At 29.8% G+C, this 20,423-nt stretch carries 27 protein-coding genes; 15 read left to right on the top strand and 12 right to left on the bottom strand.

Annotated elements, in window-relative coordinates; genetic code table 11:
- The first annotated feature begins 13 nt into the window (after positions 1 to 13).
- The 4 genes from B5E75_RS09710 to B5E75_RS09695 all read left to right on the top strand — a co-directional run bounded on the left by B5E75_RS09710 (position 14) and on the right by B5E75_RS09695 (position 3,881).
- The gene (locus B5E75_RS09710) at positions 14 to 883 is read left to right on the top strand and encodes an SDR family oxidoreductase (protein WP_087243609.1); all 870 of its coding nucleotides are present in this window, start codon (positions 14 to 16) and stop codon (positions 881 to 883) included.
- 78 nt (positions 884 to 961) lie between these two features.
- Positions 962 to 1,702 carry a MurR/RpiR family transcriptional regulator gene (locus B5E75_RS09705; RefSeq protein WP_087358741.1) on the top strand — a complete coding sequence of 247 codons (741 nt, stop codon included), beginning with the start codon at positions 962 to 964 and terminating at the stop codon, positions 1,700 to 1,702.
- Between the two features lie 69 nt (positions 1,703 to 1,771).
- Entirely contained in the window at positions 1,772 to 2,446 is a 675-nt protein-coding gene (locus B5E75_RS09700) for a DUF6198 family protein (protein ID WP_087358739.1), read from the top strand.
- Positions 2,447 to 2,459: 13 nt separating this feature from the next.
- The gene (locus tag B5E75_RS09695; protein ID WP_087243612.1) at positions 2,460 to 3,881 is read left to right on the top strand and encodes a 6-phospho-beta-glucosidase; all 1,422 of its coding nucleotides are present in this window, start codon (positions 2,460 to 2,462) and stop codon (positions 3,879 to 3,881) included.
- Positions 3,882 to 3,907: 26 nt separating this feature from the next.
- Here B5E75_RS09695 and B5E75_RS09690 read toward each other — a convergent pair whose 3' ends face one another.
- Positions 3,908 to 4,528, bottom strand: a complete 621-nt coding sequence (locus B5E75_RS09690) for a hypothetical protein (protein ID WP_087358737.1) — start codon at positions 4,526 to 4,528, stop codon at positions 3,908 to 3,910.
- Between the two features lie 129 nt (positions 4,529 to 4,657).
- Between B5E75_RS09690 and B5E75_RS09685 the strand changes: the two genes are divergently transcribed.
- The 3 genes from B5E75_RS09685 (at position 4,658) to B5E75_RS09675 (ending at position 7,400) form a co-directional block, all read left to right on the top strand.
- Complete coding sequence (locus tag B5E75_RS09685) at positions 4,658 to 5,212, top strand: ECF transporter S component (RefSeq protein ID WP_087358735.1); 555 nt, start codon at positions 4,658 to 4,660, stop codon at positions 5,210 to 5,212.
- A complete protein-coding gene (locus tag B5E75_RS09680) occupies positions 5,181 to 5,603 on the top strand; it encodes a DUF1893 domain-containing protein (RefSeq protein ID WP_087243615.1) in 423 nt (140 codons plus the stop codon). Before B5E75_RS09685 ends, B5E75_RS09680 begins: the two co-directional genes overlap by 32 nt.
- Before the next feature lie 159 nt (positions 5,604 to 5,762).
- On the top strand, positions 5,763 to 7,400 hold the full coding sequence (locus B5E75_RS09675) for a glycoside hydrolase family 2 protein (RefSeq protein ID WP_087358733.1): 1,638 nt from the start codon (positions 5,763 to 5,765) through the stop codon (positions 7,398 to 7,400).
- A 6-nt stretch (positions 7,401 to 7,406) separates the two neighbouring features.
- Here B5E75_RS09675 and B5E75_RS09670 read toward each other — a convergent pair whose 3' ends face one another.
- Positions 7,407 to 7,874, bottom strand: a complete 468-nt coding sequence (locus B5E75_RS09670; RefSeq protein ID WP_087304399.1) for an Rrf2 family transcriptional regulator — start codon at positions 7,872 to 7,874, stop codon at positions 7,407 to 7,409.
- 66 nt (positions 7,875 to 7,940) lie between these two features.
- On the bottom strand, positions 7,941 to 8,393 hold the full coding sequence (locus B5E75_RS09665; protein WP_087358732.1) for a GNAT family N-acetyltransferase: 453 nt from the start codon (positions 8,391 to 8,393) through the stop codon (positions 7,941 to 7,943).
- A 74-nt stretch (positions 8,394 to 8,467) separates the two neighbouring features.
- On the opposite strand from B5E75_RS09665, the gene B5E75_RS09660 reads away from it, so the two are divergent.
- From B5E75_RS09660 to B5E75_RS09650, 3 genes are all read left to right on the top strand, one after another.
- The gene (locus B5E75_RS09660) at positions 8,468 to 9,031 is read left to right on the top strand and encodes a GNAT family N-acetyltransferase (RefSeq protein ID WP_087358731.1); all 564 of its coding nucleotides are present in this window, start codon (positions 8,468 to 8,470) and stop codon (positions 9,029 to 9,031) included.
- Between the two features lie 111 nt (positions 9,032 to 9,142).
- Positions 9,143 to 9,370: a helix-turn-helix transcriptional regulator gene (locus B5E75_RS09655; protein ID WP_087243620.1), complete on the top strand. Its 228-nt coding sequence runs from the start codon at positions 9,143 to 9,145 to the stop codon at positions 9,368 to 9,370.
- Positions 9,357 to 9,764, top strand: coding sequence for a hypothetical protein (locus tag B5E75_RS09650; RefSeq protein ID WP_087358729.1), 408 nt, complete (start codon positions 9,357 to 9,359; stop codon positions 9,762 to 9,764). The genes B5E75_RS09655 and B5E75_RS09650 overlap by 14 nt, the downstream gene beginning before the upstream one ends.
- Positions 9,765 to 9,777: 13 nt before the next feature.
- On the opposite strand, the gene B5E75_RS09645 is transcribed toward B5E75_RS09650, so the two are convergent.
- Entirely contained in the window at positions 9,778 to 10,512 is a 735-nt protein-coding gene (locus B5E75_RS09645; protein ID WP_087358728.1) for a nucleoside/nucleotide kinase family protein, read from the bottom strand.
- Positions 10,513 to 10,520: 8 nt separating this feature from the next.
- Entirely contained in the window at positions 10,521 to 11,102 is a 582-nt protein-coding gene (locus B5E75_RS09640; protein WP_087358726.1) for a hypothetical protein, read from the bottom strand.
- Positions 11,103 to 11,191: 89 nt separating this feature from the next.
- Here B5E75_RS09640 and B5E75_RS09635 point away from each other — a divergent pair, with 89 nt between their 5' ends.
- The 5 genes from B5E75_RS09635 (at position 11,192) to B5E75_RS09615 (ending at position 13,707) form a co-directional block, all read left to right on the top strand.
- The gene (locus B5E75_RS09635) at positions 11,192 to 11,743 is read left to right on the top strand and encodes an SOS response-associated peptidase family protein (protein ID WP_087358724.1); all 552 of its coding nucleotides are present in this window, start codon (positions 11,192 to 11,194) and stop codon (positions 11,741 to 11,743) included.
- A 60-nt stretch (positions 11,744 to 11,803) separates the two neighbouring features.
- The gene (gene bcp / locus B5E75_RS09630) at positions 11,804 to 12,268 is read left to right on the top strand and encodes a thioredoxin-dependent thiol peroxidase (protein WP_087304404.1); all 465 of its coding nucleotides are present in this window, start codon (positions 11,804 to 11,806) and stop codon (positions 12,266 to 12,268) included.
- 75 nt (positions 12,269 to 12,343) lie between these two features.
- Positions 12,344 to 13,162: a Cof-type HAD-IIB family hydrolase gene (locus B5E75_RS09625; protein ID WP_087304405.1), complete on the top strand. Its 819-nt coding sequence runs from the start codon at positions 12,344 to 12,346 to the stop codon at positions 13,160 to 13,162.
- Complete coding sequence (locus B5E75_RS09620; protein WP_087304406.1) at positions 13,156 to 13,332, top strand: TIGR04076 family protein; 177 nt, start codon at positions 13,156 to 13,158, stop codon at positions 13,330 to 13,332. Before B5E75_RS09625 ends, B5E75_RS09620 begins: the two co-directional genes overlap by 7 nt.
- Positions 13,333 to 13,443: 111 nt before the next feature.
- Positions 13,444 to 13,707 carry a hypothetical protein gene (locus B5E75_RS09615; protein WP_087243630.1) on the top strand — a complete coding sequence of 88 codons (264 nt, stop codon included), beginning with the start codon at positions 13,444 to 13,446 and terminating at the stop codon, positions 13,705 to 13,707.
- A 62-nt stretch (positions 13,708 to 13,769) separates the two neighbouring features.
- Here the strand turns inward: B5E75_RS09615 and B5E75_RS09610 are convergent, their stop codons facing one another.
- The 7 genes from B5E75_RS09610 to B5E75_RS09580 all read right to left on the bottom strand — a co-directional run.
- Positions 13,770 to 14,630 (bottom strand): YitT family protein, encoded by an 861-nt coding sequence (locus tag B5E75_RS09610; protein WP_087243631.1) that lies wholly within the window; start codon positions 14,628 to 14,630, stop codon positions 13,770 to 13,772.
- Between the two features lies 1 nt (position 14,631).
- Positions 14,632 to 16,029: an amidohydrolase gene (locus B5E75_RS09605; protein WP_087243632.1), complete on the bottom strand. Its 1,398-nt coding sequence runs from the start codon at positions 16,027 to 16,029 to the stop codon at positions 14,632 to 14,634.
- Positions 16,030 to 16,041: 12 nt separating this feature from the next.
- A complete protein-coding gene (locus B5E75_RS09600; protein WP_087243633.1) occupies positions 16,042 to 16,956 on the bottom strand; it encodes an AEC family transporter in 915 nt (304 codons plus the stop codon).
- Positions 16,953 to 18,101 carry a M20/M25/M40 family metallo-hydrolase gene (locus tag B5E75_RS09595; RefSeq protein WP_087243634.1) on the bottom strand — a complete coding sequence of 383 codons (1,149 nt, stop codon included), beginning with the start codon at positions 18,099 to 18,101 and terminating at the stop codon, positions 16,953 to 16,955. Before B5E75_RS09595 ends, B5E75_RS09600 begins: the two co-directional genes overlap by 4 nt.
- 10 nt (positions 18,102 to 18,111) lie before the next feature.
- Positions 18,112 to 18,603 (bottom strand): RDD family protein, encoded by a 492-nt coding sequence (locus B5E75_RS09590; RefSeq protein ID WP_087243635.1) that lies wholly within the window; start codon positions 18,601 to 18,603, stop codon positions 18,112 to 18,114.
- Between the two features lie 48 nt (positions 18,604 to 18,651).
- Positions 18,652 to 19,938 (bottom strand): PTS sugar transporter subunit IIC, encoded by a 1,287-nt coding sequence (locus tag B5E75_RS09585; protein ID WP_087297632.1) that lies wholly within the window; start codon positions 19,936 to 19,938, stop codon positions 18,652 to 18,654.
- 17 nt (positions 19,939 to 19,955) lie between these two features.
- On the bottom strand, positions 19,956 to 20,423 hold a 468-nt coding region (locus tag B5E75_RS09580), incomplete at its 5' end, for a family 1 glycosylhydrolase (protein ID WP_143746957.1).

The following is a 20,423-nucleotide window of genomic DNA, read 5'->3' as shown; positions in this document are numbered from 1 at the left end:
GGAGGATAGAAAAATGAAAGATTATTTTGGATATCAAGGACAAATCGCAGTTGTGACAGGTGCAGCTTCTGGGATGGGAAAAGCAACAACAGAAATGTTAGTGGACTTAGGAGCAAAAGTTTATGCATTAGATTGGCAGAAAGTAGAGGTAGATGGAATTGAAAAATATATACATGTTGATTTAAGTCAAAAAGAGTCTATAGATCAGGCATTTCAAGAGATTCCTGACCATATTCATGCTTTCTTTGGTATAGCAGGAGTTTCAGGAGCAAAAAATGATTTTATAACAACTTGTAAAATTGATTTATTATCTAATCAATATATTTGTGAAGAATATTTAATTCATAGAATGCAAAAAGGTGACGCTATTGCATTTATGACATCTACAGGTGGTAATGGATGGGAAAGAGAAGATAATAAAGATATTTATTTACCAGTTATTCAGGCATCTGGATGGGATGGAAAAGTTGCGGCTATAGAAAAAACAGGTATGAGTCGAATGCCTGGAACAATGGCATACCCATTTAGTAAATTAGCTATGAATTATTTAACAGTCTATTTACAATCTACATTTGCATCTCAAGGTATAAGAGTAAATGCTGTATTACCTGGGTCAACAGATACAGGTATGAAAGATGAATTTACACAAATGGCTGGTGGTGAAGAAGCTTTATTATCTCATTGTGGTTATGCAAAACGTCTGGCTACCAGTGAAGAAATGGCTATGCCTATCGTCTTTTTAAATAGTGTGATGGCTTCATATATTTCTGGTGAACATTTAATTGTTGATTTTAGTCAAACCAGTGAAGAAATTGCAGGAATTAAGCCAGTAGGACAAGTGATTTCTTTAAAAGGAATATTAGAATATATGAAAAATATGTAATCTTCATTTATAAATGTTATAATTGTAATGACAGTTATAGCATTTTATTTTTCGTTATATAAGTGAATGGTGATAATGATGATTATAGATAAGGTTAATGATATTATTAATGGACATACAAGTAAAAATTCATTATATGTTTTTTGTGTTTTTATTAAGGAAAATATTGCAGAGATTCCTAGAATGACTATTGAAGATATAGCAAAAGCATGTTATATATCAAAAGGACAAGTTTCAAAGTGTATTCGAAATCTAGATTATCAAAATTATGAGGAATTTATATATGAATGTTATTCATATTTAGATTCCTTAGAAAGAAGGCAGCTTTTCATTGATAAAAAATTATCTTTAAAGGAAAACATAAGCATTTTTTCTGATAATTTTCTTAAAAATATACAGTACACTCAAAAATATTTAGATTATACTCAAATAGAAGAACTTATTAAAAATATAAAAACTTCCCGTAAAATTTACTTATATGCTCAAGGGGATGCACGATCACTTATTTATAATATTCAAAGGGAATTGAATATATATCATATCAATACAATTATTTGTGACGTAGATTTAAAAAAAGAATATTCTTTTACAAATCAAGATTTACTTATTGTTATAAGCATAAATGGAGATACTTTTCACTATGATAAAAGAATTATTCAAAGACTAAGAAAAACAAAAGTTAATAAATGGTTGATTACATGTCAGAATGATATCAATTTCTGTGAAAATCAAATTTTTATACACTGTTTGCATTTTTCTTATCATGTATATATGATGAGATATATTATTGATATTATTCTTCTTGGTTTACAAATGTGAGTTTCCTTTTTGGAAACTTTTTTTGATTGTGCTTATTTTTTTTATATGATGATTACAGGAGGATGTTATATGTATAAAATTTCAAGTGAATTACTCTATGTTTTCGCTATTTTGTTATTGGGGTTTGGTGTTAACTTAATGTCAATAGCTAATTGTGGCATGTCAATGATTGTTTGTCCAGCATATATTATTAGTCAAAAATATAATCATTTAACATATGGACAAGCAGAATATTTAGTTGCGGGATTTCTATTTGTTATTTTTTGTATCGTACTACGAAAGTTTCGTTTAGCTTATTTAAGTTCGTTTATAACAGGTTTTTTATATGCAACTACGGCTGATATTTTAAAATTTATATTACCAATATTTCAGGTAACTATATCTTCTTTGGCAATACGTATGATTTGTTTCTTTTTGGGTATGTTGATATCTGCTTTAGCAGTAGCTATGTTTTATGAAACATATTTTTATCCACAAATTTATGATTTCTTTTGTAAAGTATTATCTAAGAAATATAAAATATCATTGAAGTTATTCAAAACATGTTTTGATTGTACATTTTTAATGATTTCACTATTCATGTCTTTGATATTATTTAATGATTTTGTAGGTATAGGGTTAGGAACAATCATTATGGCAATATGCAATGGAGCATTGATACAATTTTTTCGTACAAAAGTTTTAAGTCATTTTATTTATATACCAAGATTTAAAAAATTATCATATTATTTAAACAATGCATAAAGGAGGAAAAGTTATGGGATTTAAAGAAGGATTTTTATGGGGTGGTGCAACAGCTGCCAATCAAGTTGAAGGTGGTATTTTCGAAGGTGGACGTGGTTTAGCTAATGTCGATTTGATGCCGTATGGTCAAGATCGATATGCTATTGGAACAGGAGAAAAATGGATTAATCATATTGACAATCACTATTTTCCAAGTCATCAAGCTGTTGATTTTTATCATCATTATAAAGAAGATATTGCATTAATGGCAGAAATGGGATTTAAAGTTTTTAGAATATCCATTGCATGGACACGCATTTTTCCACATGGTGATGAAGAATCACCTAATGAAGAAGGATTAAAATTTTATGAAGATGTATTTAAAGAGTGTCATAAATATCATATTGAACCATTAGTGACAATAAATCATTTTGATTGTCCTATGTATTTGATCAACAAATATGGAGGATGGAGAGATAGAAGAATGATTGATTGTTATGTTAAATTAGCAAAGGTTCTATTGATAAGATATAAACATTTTGTAAAATATTGGCTAACTTTTAATGAAATCAATATGATACTTCATTTTCCGTTTGTTGCAGCAGGACTAAGATTTAAGGATGATGAAAATAAAATACAGGCTATGATTACCTGTGCGCATCATGAATTAGTTGCTAGTGCACTCGTCACAAAACTGGCTCATGAGATTAATCCACAAAATCAAATTGGATGCATGTTAGCAGCAGGGTCTTATTATCCAGCAACATGTAAACCTGAAGATTATTGGAAAGCTATATGTGATAATCGAGAAAGCTATATGTTTATTGATGTTCAATCAAGAGGCTATTATCCTCCATATGCTTTAAAATGGATAGAAAAGAATCAAGCTACCATTCCATTTATGAATGATGATAAGAATTTATTGATGGAAAATACTGTTGATTTTATAAGTTTTTCATATTATTCATCAAGAGTTTCTAGTTCGACTCCTGATAGTAGCTGTCAAACTGAAAGTAATATATTTGCATCTGTTATAAATCCATATTTGAAATCGAGTGAATGGGGATGGCAAATTGATCCTTTAGGTTTAAGAATTACTATGAATGAACTTTATGATCGTTATCAAAAACCATTATTTATTGTTGAAAATGGTTTGGGAGCTAAAGATATTGTAGAAGAAGATGGAACAATTCAAGATGATTATCGCATTCATTATTTAAGAGAACATATTAAAGCGATGAAAGATGCTGTTGACAAAGATGGTGTTGATTTAATGGGATACACAACATGGGGATGTATAGATTTGATTTCCAATGGGACTGGTGAAATGGAAAAAAGATATGGATTTATATATGTAGATAGAGATAACAGGGGAAAGGGAACGTTCAAAAGGTTAAAGAAAAAATCGTTTGAATGGTATAAAAAAGTCATTGCTACAAATGGGGAATTATTATAAAAAAACATGTCACTAGTACATGTTTTTTAATTATATAAAATACTTTGATAATATTCTTTTGTCTTTTGTTCAAAAGATTGATTCATATCCATTTGTTTTTCAATGATTTGTGATTCCATCTGTTGAATTTGATCTTCTTGAGGAGCATGGTCACTGGCAATGACGCTCACTGTAGATATTGTTGCTTGAGGAAATTGTTCTTGGAGATGACGAATCATTTCATTGATTTGATTTTGAATTGTACTTTTAACATCATTGAGTAAATTATCAATAATCAGTAAAATCATATGTATAAAAGGATAATCCTTATCCACCACAACATAAGCACCTAATGCTTGTTGGTGATTCATAGAATTTAATGGGAATTGTTGTGTCATGTCCATTTTTTCAACAAAGTATAATGGGCTATAAAAAACGTGGTCTTCTTTTCGTGTTAAAAATGGTTGATCTTGATCTGGCTGAAGAAATAATATGTCTTTATATAATGAAAAAATAACATTATCATTATAGATAGGTGTTAACTGTTTAAAATCCTCTATTCCTTTGGATAGAGTTGTATACATATCATTGTTGTATTTCATTTTTTCAACATAATCATGTATATCTTCTTGAGAAATCATATCAAGATATTCATAAAGTCTTTTCATAACCTCACCTCAATCATGGAGTATAGCATAAATATATCGTATAGAAAAGAAAAAGTCTTATTGAAATAAAAAAAGGGTTGACTTTAAACCTTACTTTAGCGTTATGATATAGTACGAGGAGGTTTTACAATGAAAACAAAAAAATTAACATTTGGAGCTATGTGTTTAGCTATATCTTTATTATTACCACAAGTCTTTCATATCATTGGTATGCAACAGGCTGGTTCTGTTTTTCTTCCAATGCATTTACCTGTTTTTATTGGTGGAATGTTACTTGGACCTATCTATGGCTTATTTTTAGGAATCTTTGCTCCTTTGACAAGCTTTGTTGTGACAGGAATGCCTTCTGCTGATCGTGTCTTGTTTATGATGAGTGAACTGGCAACTTATGGGACAGTCAGTGGTCTGTTGTTTCATCAGTTCCATTTCTCTAAACAGAAATTTGGTTCTTTGTCTGCCTTAGTTCTTTCCATGATTGCTGGAAGGGTTATCTATGGTATTGTGATTTCTATAGCAACATACATTTTTGGCATTCCTCTTGGTGGTATTCCAGCTGTCATTGCAGCAACAACAACGGGTATTCCAGGTATTATTATTCAATTGATTTTTGTACCAACTATTGTCATGGCGATTGTTAAGGGAGGATATTTTGATGAAGTTGCAGCAACTGCAAAAAAAGCTTAATGAAGAAGGATTATCATTAATTGCTGATAGACAGGGAGAACTCTATACATCAAAGCTTCATGGCATAGGACCTATTATAAATCCTATGAAGGAAGATATATATTATTTTGAAGATGCAATCGTAGTTGATAAAGTCATTGGAAAAGCAACTGCAATGTTACTGATTTTATCAAAAGTGAAATACATTTATGCCTATGTCTTAAGTGAAAAAGCCAAAGAAATATTGGAATATTATCATATCAGTTATGATTGTGAAAAAGTTGTTCCTTATATTATCAATAGAACACATGATGGTATGTGTCCTATGGAAAAGACTGTTTATGATATGAATGATTTAGATGAAGCTTTTATAGCTTTAAAACATAAACAAAGTGAATTAATGAAACAATAATGTAAAAGCATCCCATTTGGATGCTTTTTTCATATAGACGACATCACTCATAGTAAGCTTTCACGTCATGATAATCATCCTTTGTGAATAATATCGTATAAAATGATTTCAGACAAAACATATCTATTATATAATAGAAATATAAAGGAGTTGTTTCATATGAAAAATAAATATGACTATCCTCGTCCACAATTATATCGAGAAAGCTTTCAATCATTAGATGGAGAATGGTTATTAAACCAGCAGACTATCCAAGTTCCTTATCCACCACAAGCTCCTTTGTCTTGTTATCAAGGGGAAATTGGTGAACATCTTCATTATCAAAAGACATTTATATTAGATGATCATATGTTTGGAAAAGAAAAAAGTATTCATTTGCATTTTGGTGCTGTGGATCAAATCGCAAAAGTCTTTATAAACCATCAGTGTGTAGGAGAACATCAAGGTGGCTATTTACCATTCTGGTTTGACATTACATCGTTTATTCAAGATGGAGAAAACCTTTTAGAAGTTCAAGTCACTGATCAGCTATCTGATCTTTATCCTTATGGCAAACAAAAGAAAAAATCAGGTGGTATGTGGTACACACCAGTATCAGGCATTTGGCAATCTGTCTGGCTTGAAGCTGTACAATCACATTACATACAGGATTTAAAAATAACCCCATCTTTAGATCAGATACATCTTCATATTGAAACAACAGCTGATTACTATCAAGTCAGTATTGTCGCAGATGAATTATTTTTAAAAGAAATATTTCATGATAAAGATATTGATATAGACATACCATCTTCATATCGTCATTTATGGACTACAGAAAATCCATATCTATATAGAATATTTATAGATACGGATAATGATCATGTAGAAAGTTATTTTGCTTTAAGAACAGTAGAGGTTAAAAATCAGGATATTCTATTAAATGGAAAGCCTATATTTATACATGGTGTTTTAGATCAGGGGTACTTCCATGATGGATTATATTTGCCTCATCAAATGAATGAGTATGAAAAAGATATTTTAAGAATGAAAGAATTAGGATTTAATTGTCTAAGAAAACATATTAAAGTTGAACCTGAAGCATTTTACTTTGCTTGTGATCAACTTGGAATGTTAGTCATACAAGATCATGTTAATAATGGACAATATCATTATATCAGAGATACAGTTTTACCAAACTTAGGGTTCAAATATCGCTTGGATCATGTAAGAGGGAAACAACTTCAAAAATATATATATCAAAAACATATGTTGGACACATTGAAACATTTATATAATCATCCTTGTATTATTGGATATACTATTTTTAATGAAGGATGGGGTCAAATTCAAGCTGATAACATGTATCAATTATGTCAAGACTATGATTCATCTCGTTTCTATGATGCCACTTCTGGCTGGTTTCATCAAAAATTAAGTGATGTTCAAAGTGAACATGTTTATTTTAGAAACAAGGTATTAAAAAATAAACAAAATCGACCTATATTATTAAGTGAATGTGGTGGTTATACAAGAATTGTCGATCAGCATGTCTATTCTTCTCGTCATTATGGTTATGGAACAACCCATAGTGAAGAAGAATTAACGGATCAGATGATAAAAATGTATGAAGAAATGGTGTTACCATCTATTGATCATGGCTTATGTGGATGTATTTATACACAATTATCGGATATAGAAGATGAAATCAATGGTTTATATACATATGATCGTCAAGTATGTAAAGTCAATAAACAGCGTTTATTGAAGCTACAAAAACAAATTCAAAAAGCATTTGAGGAAAAGAAAAGAATATAATGATGTTTATTCATTATATTCTGATACATTTTCCTTTTTTTCATTTTGAATATAATATTGAGTATCTTTGATAATATCTGCGAGTGTGATGCTTTTCAATTCATTTTCTAAAGCTTTTTGAACCTGTATTAATTTGTTATCCAATATATGATGAATATTTCTACCTACTGGGCATTGTGGATTAGGGTTTTCATGAAAATGAAATAATTCACCATTTTCAATACAGTCAACAGCATGATAAATATCTAAAAATGTAATATCTTTTGGATCTTTAGCTATTGAGGCACCTCCACTACCACGTTGCACATGAACAAGACCAGCATTTCGTAACTGAGATAATATTTTTCTAATAATCACTGGATTTACATTGACACTTTCAGCTAAAAAATCACTTGTTATTTTGGTATCTTTTTCAAAAGTGTCGATACAAGAAAAAATATGTACAGCAATAGTAAAACGACTTGAAATTTGCATATCTACTCCCTCTTTCTTTTCTGTTTTGATTATATAGGGCATTTGATGTAATGTCAATGTTTACAATTACAATATTTGTTCCATCATGATTTTTAAAGGCGTCATACCACATTTTTCATAGAATTTCATTGCTGATTCATTTAAACACCAGACATTTAACGTCACATGATAATAATGTTGCGTTTTCGCATAGTTTAAAACATATTCATAAAGCTGTTTTCCAATATGCTGACCACGATATTTTTCATCTACACATAAATCATCAATATAAAGTGTTTTTTTATTTTCATAATGATGTTGTTCTATACAAAAGACGTATCCAAGTATTTGATGAAGATGATCTTCATAAACAAAGATCGGTCTTGTATCATCTTGTATGACTTGGATAAGTTGTTCATCTGTATATTTTTTACTTCCATGTTGGAATAAATCAGGTCGTTCATCAGCGTGTACATTATTAACTTGAAATAATAAATGATTAAGACTTGCTAAGTCTTGTATTGTTGCTTCTCTAATCATAAAAATCCTCCAATCTTTATTTCTATTTGTCAATATGATATTATGATTATTAATAAAAATCAAGGAGGTATCATATGTTACATCAAGGAACAAAGCGATTAAAGAGTCAACGTTTTATTTTACGTCCATTTCAAAAAGATGATGCCAAAGCAATGTTTGAACGTTGGGCAAGTGATGAAGAAGTGACACATTTTTTAACTTGGAAACCACATCAGAATATTCAAGTCACACAACAGATTTTAGACGATTGGATTAAACAATATCAGAATTTGAATTATTATAATTGGGCTATTATTATCAAGGATTATGATCATTTACCTGTTGGCAATATATCAGTTGTAGAAGTGAATGAGAAAACTCATTTAGCTGTTATTGGATATTGTCTTTCACGCCAATATTGGCATCAGGGAGTCATGAGTGAGGTTCTGGATAGAGTCATTGATTTTCTTTTCAATGAAGTAGGCTTTGAATGTATTCAATCTCATCATGATCCTTTAAATCCACATTCTGGACAAGTAATGTTGAAATGTGGAATGACATATGAAGGAACTTTGAGACATAGTGACTGGAATAATCAAGGGATTGTAGATGCATGTTATTATTCCATTTTAAAAGATGAGTATAAAAATAAAGGTTAGACTTTCTTTTTATATATATTTTAAATATGAAGTAAACTTCATATTTCTATTGTATAATTATAAATAAGAATATATAATATATATGAAGTAAACTTCATATTGGAGGTGCTTATGAAAACAAGAGTTAAAGAATTTAGACTTCAAAAGGGAATGACACAACAGCAGTTAGCAAAGATGGTTCATGTTTCCAATAGAACCATTATTTCCATTGAAAAAGGACAATATAACCCATCACTTATGCTGGCATATCGTCTTTCTCAAGTCTTTCATGTTTCCATTGAAGAATTATGTTGTTTAGAAGATAATTTAAAGGAGGAAGAATCTCATGATCAAAAATAAAAGAAATTTTTTCATAGCTATTATCATGACGCTATTATCTTTTGTTGCCTTCATTATTTATATGAAGACTAATGAATATCGTTATTTCATAACCATGCTAGTAGGTATATTTTATGCAATGATACAATATTATCAGGCATTTTCTACAAGCATCTTTGAAGAATTGAAGATATATAATGATGAAAGAGATGATTTCATTATCATGAAAACAAGTCATCTTCTTTTAAGAATAATGAATTATATTTTATTTATAATGGTTTTTATTTTTTTAATGAGTTATGCGTTATTTGGTATTAGCACATTGCTGATTATATCTTTAACATTGATTGGAATATTAGTCTTTATATTTTTAGGGACACTGTTTATCAATATTTATTTAGAAAAAAGAAATTAAAAACACAGAAATACTACTTCTGTGTATAAATATGATGATTTTCATATAAATGAATATGTGCCGGTAAAGAATGATTAAGGACTCTTTTGACATTGACACCATCAGAATTTTCATAAAATTGTTTAGCTAAATGATAAGGAATACCACCCATCATTTTACGTTGAATCAAGCGTTTCTTTAGCTCTTGAATAGGAGCTTCAATAAAAAGAGAATCGTCAAATAAAGTGTGAATATCTTTCCATTTCTCTTCATTGAGCAATAAGTAATTACCTTCTAAAAGAACTATTTTTTGACAGATATGAATTTGATCTTCAACAGGATTATGCAAAACTCTGTCATATATAGGAAAATCAATATCATTTGTTTGCATATCTTTTATCTTATTAATGAGTCTATCCACATCAAAAGTTTCTGGACAACCTTTGACATCTTTCATGCATATTTTTTGTTGATCTTTAATGATATAATGCGTATCCAAATAATCTTGATAACGATGAAAGCCATCCATGCCTAAAGCCTGTAAAGGTGTCACATTAGAAATATTTTGTGATAAATATTCAAGAAATAGTGAAAGTGTTGTTTTTCCAGTTCCAGGCGAAGCAGCTAAAAGAATCAATAATCTTTGATTCTTTTCTTTTTGCATTTGTGTCCATTTTTTCAATAAAGGAATAAATATATTTTGAATGTTCTGTTCATCAAATTGAGCCTTTATAAGATGTCCATTGACATTAAGTTCATAAGTTTTCATAAGTCCTCCTAAGGAATAATAATTTTTCTTCTCTTTTTATGACAAGTTTTTTCATAGAGTAAAGATTGTATATTCATCTTGATGAGTTCATTACGACGAAAAGATAATGAATGGATTGTCTGTTTTTGAATATCAAAACAATAAAGTTTTGTGACACAATTGATAAAAAGATAATGATAGAAATCATGAGGAACATCTTTTTGGATTAAAAATGTTTTTAAGTTTTCTTGAGATAAATTATGACAGTGAGAAAAAATATAAAGTCCATTATGCAAATATCTTTCATACTTTTTACACTTGATAAGTTTACGCTCAATAGCATCATCTATTTTTTCAAAAACAAAAGAAATGTTTTGATCATCATGATCAAAGGGTGTCATATCCAATGTTTTATATAAAGTTTTTTTCATATCAGCAACCGCTTCTTCAGGTGTTAAAGCCTGAGTGACTTCTATGCCATGATGATAAAGAGGAATACGCAAATCAGGACGATCTGATAATAAGATGTCTTTTTCATCAATATCAAAGAAAGTAGCTAATGTTAATGCAGCATATTTTTCAAAATAATTTTTACTATAAGTTTCACTCATTTGGACACCATCCTTTCTTCTATTATCTCATAGAATACAGGAAAACTCTAGAATCTATGCTATAATAAAAAAAGATTGGAGATAAAAATATGTGTGGAAGATATTATTTAATTAAAAGGATATATGAAGTTTTAAAAGATATGGAGATGGATGTTGCTTCATCATTACAAGTGATAGGAGATTGTAGACCTCATCAGATGTTGCCAGTCATCATTCAAGAAGGAAATCATTGTCAGATAAAAATGATGCAATGGGGCTATACAATCAATTCAAAACTGATTATTAATGCCCGTAGTGAAACGATTTTAGATAAGACATTATTTCGAGAAGATATTCAAAATCGTCGTTGTCTTATTATAGCGAAAGGATTTTATGAGTGGGATATTCATAAACATCAGATATCTTTTGAACCAATGGAAGATATTTTATTGATGGCAGGCTGTTATAATAAACAAGGAGAATTTGTTATTATAACAAAAGAGGCTAATGATGTGATGCAACCTGTTCATTCACGTATGCCAGTTATGTTATCACCTCATCAAATCAATAGTTGGTTTGATCAACAAAGCTATCAAAAATATCTTCAGTGTGAAATACCTTTTCATATTGTATCAGGCATCTTACAGCAATCTTTATTTTAAGCAAATGGATTGCATTTTCATAGTAGAGGTATTATGATGAAACAAAGGAGTGAAGGATAGATGTTAGAAGTTGGAACAAAGGCCCCAGATTTTACTTTATTAAATCAAAATGGTGAAGAAATATCATTAAGTCAATATCGAGGACAGAAGGTTATTTTATATTTTTATCCAAAAGATAATACACCTGGATGTACAAAACAGGCTTGTGGATTTGCACAATTATATCCTGATTTTGTCAAAAAAGGAGCTGTTATTTTAGGTGTCAGTAAAGACAGTGTCAAATCTCATAAAAAGTTTGAAGAAAAATATCAGTTACCATTTACATTGTTATCAGATCCAGACTTAGTAGCTATACAAGCTTATGATGTATGGAAAGAAAAAAATATGTATGGTAAAAAAGTTATGGGAGTTGTTAGAACAACATATTTGATTAATGAAGAAGGGATTATCGAAAAGGCATATACAAAAGTCAAGGCTGCTCAAAATCCAAATGATATGTTAGAAGTTTTAAACGCATCTTTATAGATGTGTTTTTTTGTTATAGACTAGAAACAAGACTTGAATTTCTTTATAATAAAGCATATAAGGGGAGGAAGACAAATGATTCGATTAATTGCGACGGATATGGATGGCACTTTTTTAGATTCACAAAAAAAGTTTGATAAATCTTTTATAGATTTGTTTTATCAAATGAAAGAGAAAAATATAAAGTTTGTTATAGCGAGTGGGAATCAATATTATCGCTTATATCAAAAATTTTTACCTCTTAGTGATCAGATGTATTTCATTGCTGAAAATGGAAGTTATATTGCGAAAGGAACAACAGAATTGCATTGTGATGTGATTTCATATCAAAAAGTGAAAGAAATGGTACATATTTTATCACAATACCAACGTATTTTTATCATTTTATGTGGGAGAAAAGGTGCTTATATTTTAAAAGATTATTTTGCATATAAAAATGAAGTTAAAAAATATTATTGTGCTTATTCATTTATAGATTCTTATGATGAGATTCATGATGATATTATGAAGATTGCCATCTATGATAAAGAACAGCATATTCAAGATTTATTAGATGAGATTCGTCAACAGCTACCAGATGGCGTTAAGATTGTTACATCAGGAAATGAATGGATGGATATTCAAAATCAGCACATGCATAAAGGGGTAGGTATCAAATTTTTACAGGATACATACCAGATTAATCCAGATGAATGTGCAGCCTTTGGAGATCAAATGAACGATTATGAAATGTTGCAGGAAGTCAAATATGCTTATGCCATGTCAAATGCAGTAGAACCTATTAAAAATATTGCTTATGAGGTCATTGGATCAAATGATGAGCAAGCTGTGCTCAAAAAGATTCATGATATTTTAAAAGAAACTGAGGGAAAGATGATTTCTGGCATATGCTAGATGGCAAATTTTGTAGTGAAGCATGGGATTGTGTCAGTCGTTATATTTATGCTGGACTTCAGGGTGGTTCTATTATGAAAGATTGGATGAGACATGAAAATGAAATGATTGCCTGTTGTAATGATGGGACTAGACCAGTTATTTTTAAAATAGAAAGAATAGATGAATAAGCACTCTGTAGTGCTTATTTTCATAATATGAAAGGGTTTTTAACGATAAATATTTGGTATTTGATTTTGAAAGTATTATAATGATAGTAATAGAAAAGGAGGTTGGTTTATATGTTTAGTCTTTTTGATATTAATCATCATTTACAGAAATTGACTTTAAAAAGAATCAAGCAAATGTGTACTTCTAATAAAACTGACATTGATGATCAAAATCTCAAAGTCATTTTAAAAATTATTAAAGATAATCCACATGCTGTAATTGATGAAGATTATCATCCTTTGTTATTGGTAGAGATTAGTAAAGAAACCAACCTAGAGGTTTCCAACCGATTTAAGCCAATATTAGAAAACTATATAATGCGTGAAATTAAGTAGGATATTAAGCTCAGAAATGAGCTTTTTTCTTTTGGCTTAAAAGCAATAATTCATTATATTATTTATTCTAAAGGTTTCTGGTAAAATTGTCCTTTAATATCTTTTGAACAAATAATGTTGATAAAAACAGAAGAATCAAGTTTTTTACATAGATGACTGACATGTCTAACTTCATCAGCACCTATGACAGTATATAAAATAGTTTTTTGTTCGTGTGAATAACATCCTTCTCCTTGAATTAATGTAACGCCATGATGTGTTTGTTCCATTAATTTTTGACTTAAAAGATTAGGCTTTTGTGTAATGATAATAAGAGTAATCTTATGATCCTTTTGGTGAAACTTTTCAATGATCTGAGTCGAAACAAATTGAAAAATAATAGAATACATTGCAGCTTCAAAGCCAAATAGAAATCCAGCAATAATCAATATCAGCATATTAAAAATAAAAATGAAATTCCATGATGGCTTTTTAAGTTTATATGATAGATAGATGGCTACAAAGTCTGTCCCACCACTAGAAGCACCACCATATAAAGCAATCACAATAGCGATACCATTCATAATACCTCCAAATACAGAGACAAGTAATGAATCATAAGTTATAGGTGTACTTGGAATTATATCAACAAGAAAAGAATTAAAAATGATCATTAAAATAGAATAGCCTGTGAATTTTTTACCTATAAAATAAAAGCCAATAAGAGCAGGAAATACATTTAAAGATATATTGATAATAAAGTAAGGAATATTAATTTCAAAGAATTGATAAAAGGTTCTTTGCAACAATAAGGATAATCCATTAAAACCGCTTGGAATGAGACCAACAGCATTGACAAAAGTTTTAATATTAAAAGACATTATAAGTGATGCAAACAAAACACATAGAAAACAAAAAAGATGTTTTTTTAGAAAGTTATACATTTTATTGATTTAAATATTTTTTAGGGATTGGACATACGTATTCTTGATTTTGAGTACGTTTTTTTTGTTCATGTTTTGCTTGCAAAATAATATTTGTGTCTTCAAATAAACGAATGCATGTTTGATAAAGTACTTCACTGGCATATAACATCCCCTTAATCGCATAACTAGATGTCCCTTGTGCGACTTGAATCCAAGAATGAGGTTGTGTTCCTAAACAAAAACAGGCGCAATGAAGTTGGATAAGAGGAACTATTTGACTCACATCACCCATGTCTGAAGAAGCAGTTTCAATAACATCTTGTGGAGAATAGGGAAGAATAAAGTCTCCGTATGGATGATCTTGACATAATTTTTGTCTGTCATCTAATTGAAAAGCGGGGATTAATCCTAAATCTTGATACCAATCATCACCAATGATTTTACGATAATTATTAATATATTGTTTTTCTTCAGTGTTATATTGAGGTAAAGGAACCGTCTGCATAACATTATAAACAAGAGTTGCTAAAGTATCATTAGGAATAACATTGCTGACGGCTTTATCGAAAACAATATCAACAGTTGTATCAGTCATAAGAGCAGCACCCTTTGCAATATTTGAGACTCTTTCAAAAAGTTTTTGAACACTTTGATTATTTCGACTACGAATGAGATAGAGAACTTCAGCTTCTGATTGAACAACATTTGGAGATATTCCACCAGTATTTGTTATAGCGTAATGAATACGATCTGTCATCTCCATATGCTCTCTTAAATAATTAACTCCAATATCCATAAGTTCAACAGCATCTAGGGCACTTCTTCCTTTTTCAGGAGCCGCACCAGCATGACTACTTAATCCATGGAAACGAAAGTAATATTGACAATTAGCTAGCATGCTTCCCACCATAACAGTGTTCATAGTACTTGGATGCCATGTTAAAGCAACATCAATTTGATCAAAAACACCAGCTCCGGCTAAATAAGTTTTACCAGCTCCATTTTCTTCAGCTGGACAACCAAAAATAACGATTGATCCACAATCAGGATGAAGGTCAATATATTCTTTTATTAATAGAGCTGAGCCCACTATACCTGTTCCTATTAAATGATGCCCACAACCATGACCATTATGTGTTTCCTCTCTAGGACAATATTTTAAATAATCAGCTTTTTGACTTAGACCACTTAATGCATCGTATTCAGCCAATAAGCCAATAACTGGTTTTTGGTGACCATAAGTAGCTTTAAACGCAGTCGCTATACCAGCAATATTTTTCTCTATTTTAAAACCATATGAAGCTAAAGTTCTTGTCAATAATTTAACGGTCTGAAATTCCTGATAACCTATTTCAGAAAAAGACCAAATTTGAGAATTGATAGACTGTAATAAATGTTTATATTGGTGAATACTCATAGAATCAACCTCCTATATTAAAAAGAAATAAACAAGTAAAGGAATAGTAATAACGGAAAGCAATGTAGAAATAAAAATTGTTTGTACAGCTAATTGTTCATTTTGATGATAAGTTTTAGCATATAATGCTGCACTGTTTGCTACAGGCATAGCCAATATAATTAATGCAATACCTTTAACAATATTATTCTGAATGAATTGAAATAAAGGCATAAAACAAATTGGTAATATAAAGTTAATAAAGATACAAAATAGATAAACACGGCCTTCAAATAACATTTGTTTAAGATGATATTGTGACATAGTAAGACCAATTATGAACATGGATAATGGAGTTGTCATATTTCCAATATTTGTACAAAAGTTAGCAATAGGCGAAGGAATGGTAATTGAGAAGGCATATATGAATAAAGCTAATAAGGAGGAAATAATACCTGGAGTTATTATTTTTTGAAAAGAAAAATGAAATTCATGCTTATTTTGATAGTTCATCATAAATATACCAATAGAAAATAAAGAAATATTAAAACCGATATTAATAATAGCAGTATATAGTAAAGCACCTTGTCCATAAATAGATTGAATTAAAGGAAAACCCATAAAACCCACATTAGGGTAACTTATCATAAACATATGTAAGGATGCATCTTTTTGGATATGGAATACTTTGATGATAATATAGGCAATAATAGGTAATAGAATAACTAATAAAAAACTAGCATAGAGAATATCTAAAATAGGCAATTGATCAAAATGAGATGTTGTTACAGAAGATAAAATCAAAAAAGGCATAGTGATATTCAAAACAAATTTTGTTAAATCATTAGAAAAATGATGATGAAAAAGGTGGCATTTACCAATGACAAATCCTAAACAGATCATCATTAATAATTGAAGCAATTGTAAGCAAATGATAGTTATACTCATATACGTAATTCCCAATCAACATATTGAAGAATCAATGCCATAGCAACTTGAAACCCAATAGGAATACTGTTAATGTCAATCCATTCATGATAAGTATGAGCATCACCGCCAATAATTGTTCCTATCGTATTTGCACAAATACCATATGATAGTGGGATATTGGAATCAGTAGAATTTTCACATAAAATAATATTCTTTTTATAAAAATGTTGAATTATATTAAGATTTCTACTTGTAAATTTTCTCATTTTTTCTTGTGATAAAGGTCCATTACCAGGACGCTCTCCTAATACTTTGATTTGAATATCAATATGTTTATCATTTATATTATTAATGATTTTTTGAAACGATTGTTCCATAATATTTAGGCATTGTTGACTTGATGAACGAAATTCATATGTTACAGAGGCATGATTAGCAATAACATTAATAGCACTTCCACCTTCTATTTTTCCAAAATTAAAAGTTGTTTTTGCTTCAGTTGGTAAAGAAATTTGATTTAATTGTGTAATAATCTTTGCAATCCAGGCAATTGCGTTTTCTTGACCAAAATTAACATAAGAATGCCCTCCATGTGTTTTTACATCAATCTGATAACGTTTTGAGCCAACTGCACAATAAGTACATTCATTTAGATAGCCATCCAAAGAAATAAATTCCTTAATCTTTGAATGATATTTTTCTATAATCTGACGGCAACCCATAGAATTACCTAATCCTTCTTCTCCTGAATTGATGACAAATAAGATTTGATATTTTGGTTGAAGTCTCATCTTGATAATATATTGTATGGTCATTAACATATTGACCATATTAGCCGTATCATCTCCAATACCAGGAGCAAAAAGTTTGTTATCAACTTGTTTGACTTGAATATTCTGAATATCAGGAAAAGCAATATCATTATGAGCCATAATAATGATTAATGTTTCATTATTTTCCCCATTAATTGGACAAATAACATTATTAACATTATCCATATAAGCATTCGCACCTATTGATTGCAGCCAATTCAAGCAAAAAGTAGCACGTTTTTTTTCATGAAAAGTAGGTGAAGGAATTTCTGTCAGTGTTTTTAATAATTGAATATTCTCTTCAAGATGTTGTTGAACATATTTTATTTCATTATGTGTTAAATAATCCATAAGCGACTCCTTATTGAATTTCTGTTTTAGCTAATTGATCATACAATGCAATGTGATTTCTATGACAAAGTATATAAATAATCATAACGAAAGATAAAATAAAAACGAAAGTGTTTATATAAGGTGTTAATGAAATGGAAGAAAATAAAGAGATAAACTGAATGATTAAAGATGTAAGAGAAGTTAAGCAAACCATATATATACATTGTCTAATACATAATGATGAAAAAGATGAGTAACAAATTTTATATTTCATAATTTTCTTTCCGATCGTTTGTCCATGAAAGAAATATGGGATAACTAGAAAATATAGGATTAATGCAAATATACTTAATAAGAGTAAAATAGAAGATATAGGTTTAGAAAATAACGTGATATCTTGAGATATTTGATGAAATTGATAATAAGTAGTAAGAGAAATAGGAATTGTAGATAAAAGTGTACCTAAATATAAATCAATCATATAGGCAATAGCTCTTTTTATAAGTGATATATTATTCATTTTTTTGTTCCTCCTGTGAAAAAAGGCATGCTTTTCATGCCTTTTGTTTTATTGTTTTGTGGCAAGCTGTTCATTATCGTATTCTTGTTTATCTTGCATTTTAAAGAATGGATAGTAGATAGCCATACTCACAAGAATAAGAACAATTTGTAAAACAGCACCTTGCCAACCACATAATAAGAATCCTGAAATAATAGGTGGAGTTGTCCATGGAACTTCGACACCAATACTTACTGGAACTAATCCAAAGAATGTGGCAGCATAAGTTACTATAGCAACAGCAATATTAGCAACAATAAATGGAATAGCCATAATTGGATTGAGAACAATTGGTAATCCAAAGACAATTGGCTCATTAATATTGAATAAAGCAGGGACAATAGATAATTTTCCTAATGCTTTATATTGAGATGATTTAGCTGTGAGAAGAATAACAATAGCTAAACCTAAAGTTGCAGCAGTTCCTCCGATTTTGACAAAGTTAGCAATAAATTGATAATTAACAATATTAGTAGCAGCTTGTCCTAGTTCAAGTGCAGCAGCATTTTCTGCAGAGAGTGATCTCCAAATTGGATTCATAACAGCAGAAACAATAGAAGAACCATGTAAACCAAAACACCATAAAATAGCTTCAATGAATAAAACAATACAAGTTGCTGGTAAAGTACTACCAAGAGATTGTAAAGGTTGTTGTAACATTGTAAAGATAAAGTTTTGTGCACTACCAAAATCAGTATTTACAAAAATTAAACGAATAATATTAAAGATAATAAAGATAAAAGCAACTGGAATTAAAGCTTCAAATGGCTTAGCTACGTTTTGTGGAACAGCATCAGGAAGTTTGATTGTCCATCCTCTCTTTAAGATAAAACGATATATTTCAACTGCTAAACAAGATGAAATAATAGCTAAAAACAAACCAGAAGCACCGAAATTATCAATTGGTAAACCTTTAGCATTGTCTGCATCTACAATCAAAGGAGTTAACATAAAATAAGAGACGAAAGCAACGATGATAGATTCACGACTTCCTATTTGATAGTGATTTGCTAAAGACTTAGCAATCCCTACGACAACATATAGTGACATGAGTCCATAACTGATACGATATGGAAACATAAAGATATCATTCCAATTTTCTCCTAATATACCTGCCATAAACTCTTCATAACCATTTATTGGAATGCTTGTAAGTAGTAGGAATATAGATCCTACAATAATAATTGGCATAACACCGAAAAAGCCTTCTTTAATAGCTGTCAAATATCTATTACTACTAATTTTCATAGCAATAGGGACAAGCTTTTCGTTCATTTTTTCAAACACATTATTCATTTTTTTACCCTCTTTCCTTAATCGAATTTTGTTTGACCATTTGTTTCAATGACTTTCTTATACCAATAAAAAGATTTCTTTAAGTAACGTTTTAATGTTCCTTTTCCTTCATCATCTTTATCAACATAAATAAAACCATAACGTTTTCTCATTTCACCTGTTCCTACTGAAACAATATCAATAGGTCCCCAACAAGTATATCCAATCACATCTACATCATCTTCTTCAATAGCCTTTTTCAAAGCTTCAATATGACTTGCTAAATATTCAATACGATAATCATCTTGAATAGAGCCATCTTCTTCAATATGATCAATAGCTCCTAAACCATTTTCAACAACGAATAAAGGTAATTGATAGCGATCATACAGCTCATTTAATGCAACTCTAAGTCCGGTTGGGTCGATTGGCCAATCCCAATCATTACGTTGAAGATATGGATTAGAACGTTCAACAATAAGTTCCTTACCATCAGGACTTGAAGC

Source organism: Massiliimicrobium timonense, from assembly GCF_002160865.1.
Lineage (GTDB): Bacteria > Bacillota_I > Bacilli_A > Erysipelotrichales > Coprobacillaceae > Allocoprobacillus.
Note: the sequence above shows the minus strand (reverse complement) of the source record. Positions and strands in the feature narration are given on the sequence as shown.

Excerpts from the sequence above, each read along its gene's own strand:
- B5E75_RS09595 (WP_087243634.1), bottom strand. The coding sequence starts at position 18,101 with ATGGATTATTTAACACATAATGAAATAAAATATGTTCAACAACATCTT.
- B5E75_RS09620 (WP_087304406.1), top strand. The coding sequence starts at position 13,156 with ATGCTAGATGGCAAATTTTGTAGTGAAGCATGGGATTGTGTCAGTCGT.
- B5E75_RS09695 (WP_087243612.1), top strand. The coding sequence starts at position 2,460 with ATGGGATTTAAAGAAGGATTTTTATGGGGTGGTGCAACAGCTGCCAAT.
- B5E75_RS09610 (WP_087243631.1), bottom strand. The coding sequence starts at position 14,630 with ATGTATAACTTTCTAAAAAAACATCTTTTTTGTTTTCTATGTGTTTTG.
- B5E75_RS09670 (WP_087304399.1), bottom strand. The coding sequence starts at position 7,874 with ATGCAAATTTCAAGTCGTTTTACTATTGCTGTACATATTTTTTCTTGT.
- B5E75_RS09665 (WP_087358732.1), bottom strand. The coding sequence starts at position 8,393 with ATGATTAGAGAAGCAACAATACAAGACTTAGCAAGTCTTAATCATTTA.
- B5E75_RS09625 (WP_087304405.1), top strand. The coding sequence starts at position 12,344 with ATGATTCGATTAATTGCGACGGATATGGATGGCACTTTTTTAGATTCA.
- B5E75_RS09600 (WP_087243633.1), bottom strand. The coding sequence starts at position 16,956 with ATGAGTATAACTATCATTTGCTTACAATTGCTTCAATTATTAATGATG.
- B5E75_RS09685 (WP_087358735.1), top strand. The coding sequence starts at position 4,658 with ATGAAAACAAAAAAATTAACATTTGGAGCTATGTGTTTAGCTATATCT.
- B5E75_RS09645 (WP_087358728.1), bottom strand. The coding sequence starts at position 10,512 with ATGAAAACTTATGAACTTAATGTCAATGGACATCTTATAAAGGCTCAA.
- B5E75_RS09585 (WP_087297632.1), bottom strand. The coding sequence starts at position 19,938 with ATGAATAATGTGTTTGAAAAAATGAACGAAAAGCTTGTCCCTATTGCT.
- B5E75_RS09640 (WP_087358726.1), bottom strand. The coding sequence starts at position 11,102 with ATGAGTGAAACTTATAGTAAAAATTATTTTGAAAAATATGCTGCATTA.
- B5E75_RS09680 (WP_087243615.1), top strand. The coding sequence starts at position 5,181 with ATGAAGTTGCAGCAACTGCAAAAAAAGCTTAATGAAGAAGGATTATCA.
- B5E75_RS09605 (WP_087243632.1), bottom strand. The coding sequence starts at position 16,029 with ATGAGTATTCACCAATATAAACATTTATTACAGTCTATCAATTCTCAA.
- B5E75_RS09705 (WP_087358741.1), top strand. The coding sequence starts at position 962 with ATGATTATAGATAAGGTTAATGATATTATTAATGGACATACAAGTAAA.
- B5E75_RS09635 (WP_087358724.1), top strand. The coding sequence starts at position 11,192 with ATGTGTGGAAGATATTATTTAATTAAAAGGATATATGAAGTTTTAAAA.
- bcp (WP_087304404.1), top strand. The coding sequence starts at position 11,804 with ATGTTAGAAGTTGGAACAAAGGCCCCAGATTTTACTTTATTAAATCAA.
- B5E75_RS09655 (WP_087243620.1), top strand. The coding sequence starts at position 9,143 with ATGAAAACAAGAGTTAAAGAATTTAGACTTCAAAAGGGAATGACACAA.
- B5E75_RS09590 (WP_087243635.1), bottom strand. The coding sequence starts at position 18,603 with ATGAATAATATATCACTTATAAAAAGAGCTATTGCCTATATGATTGAT.
- B5E75_RS09650 (WP_087358729.1), top strand. The coding sequence starts at position 9,357 with ATGATCAAAAATAAAAGAAATTTTTTCATAGCTATTATCATGACGCTA.
- B5E75_RS09700 (WP_087358739.1), top strand. The coding sequence starts at position 1,772 with ATGTATAAAATTTCAAGTGAATTACTCTATGTTTTCGCTATTTTGTTA.
- B5E75_RS09690 (WP_087358737.1), bottom strand. The coding sequence starts at position 4,528 with ATGAAAAGACTTTATGAATATCTTGATATGATTTCTCAAGAAGATATA.
- B5E75_RS09710 (WP_087243609.1), top strand. The coding sequence starts at position 14 with ATGAAAGATTATTTTGGATATCAAGGACAAATCGCAGTTGTGACAGGT.
- B5E75_RS09615 (WP_087243630.1), top strand. The coding sequence starts at position 13,444 with ATGTTTAGTCTTTTTGATATTAATCATCATTTACAGAAATTGACTTTA.
- B5E75_RS09660 (WP_087358731.1), top strand. The coding sequence starts at position 8,468 with ATGTTACATCAAGGAACAAAGCGATTAAAGAGTCAACGTTTTATTTTA.
- B5E75_RS09675 (WP_087358733.1), top strand. The coding sequence starts at position 5,763 with ATGAAAAATAAATATGACTATCCTCGTCCACAATTATATCGAGAAAGC.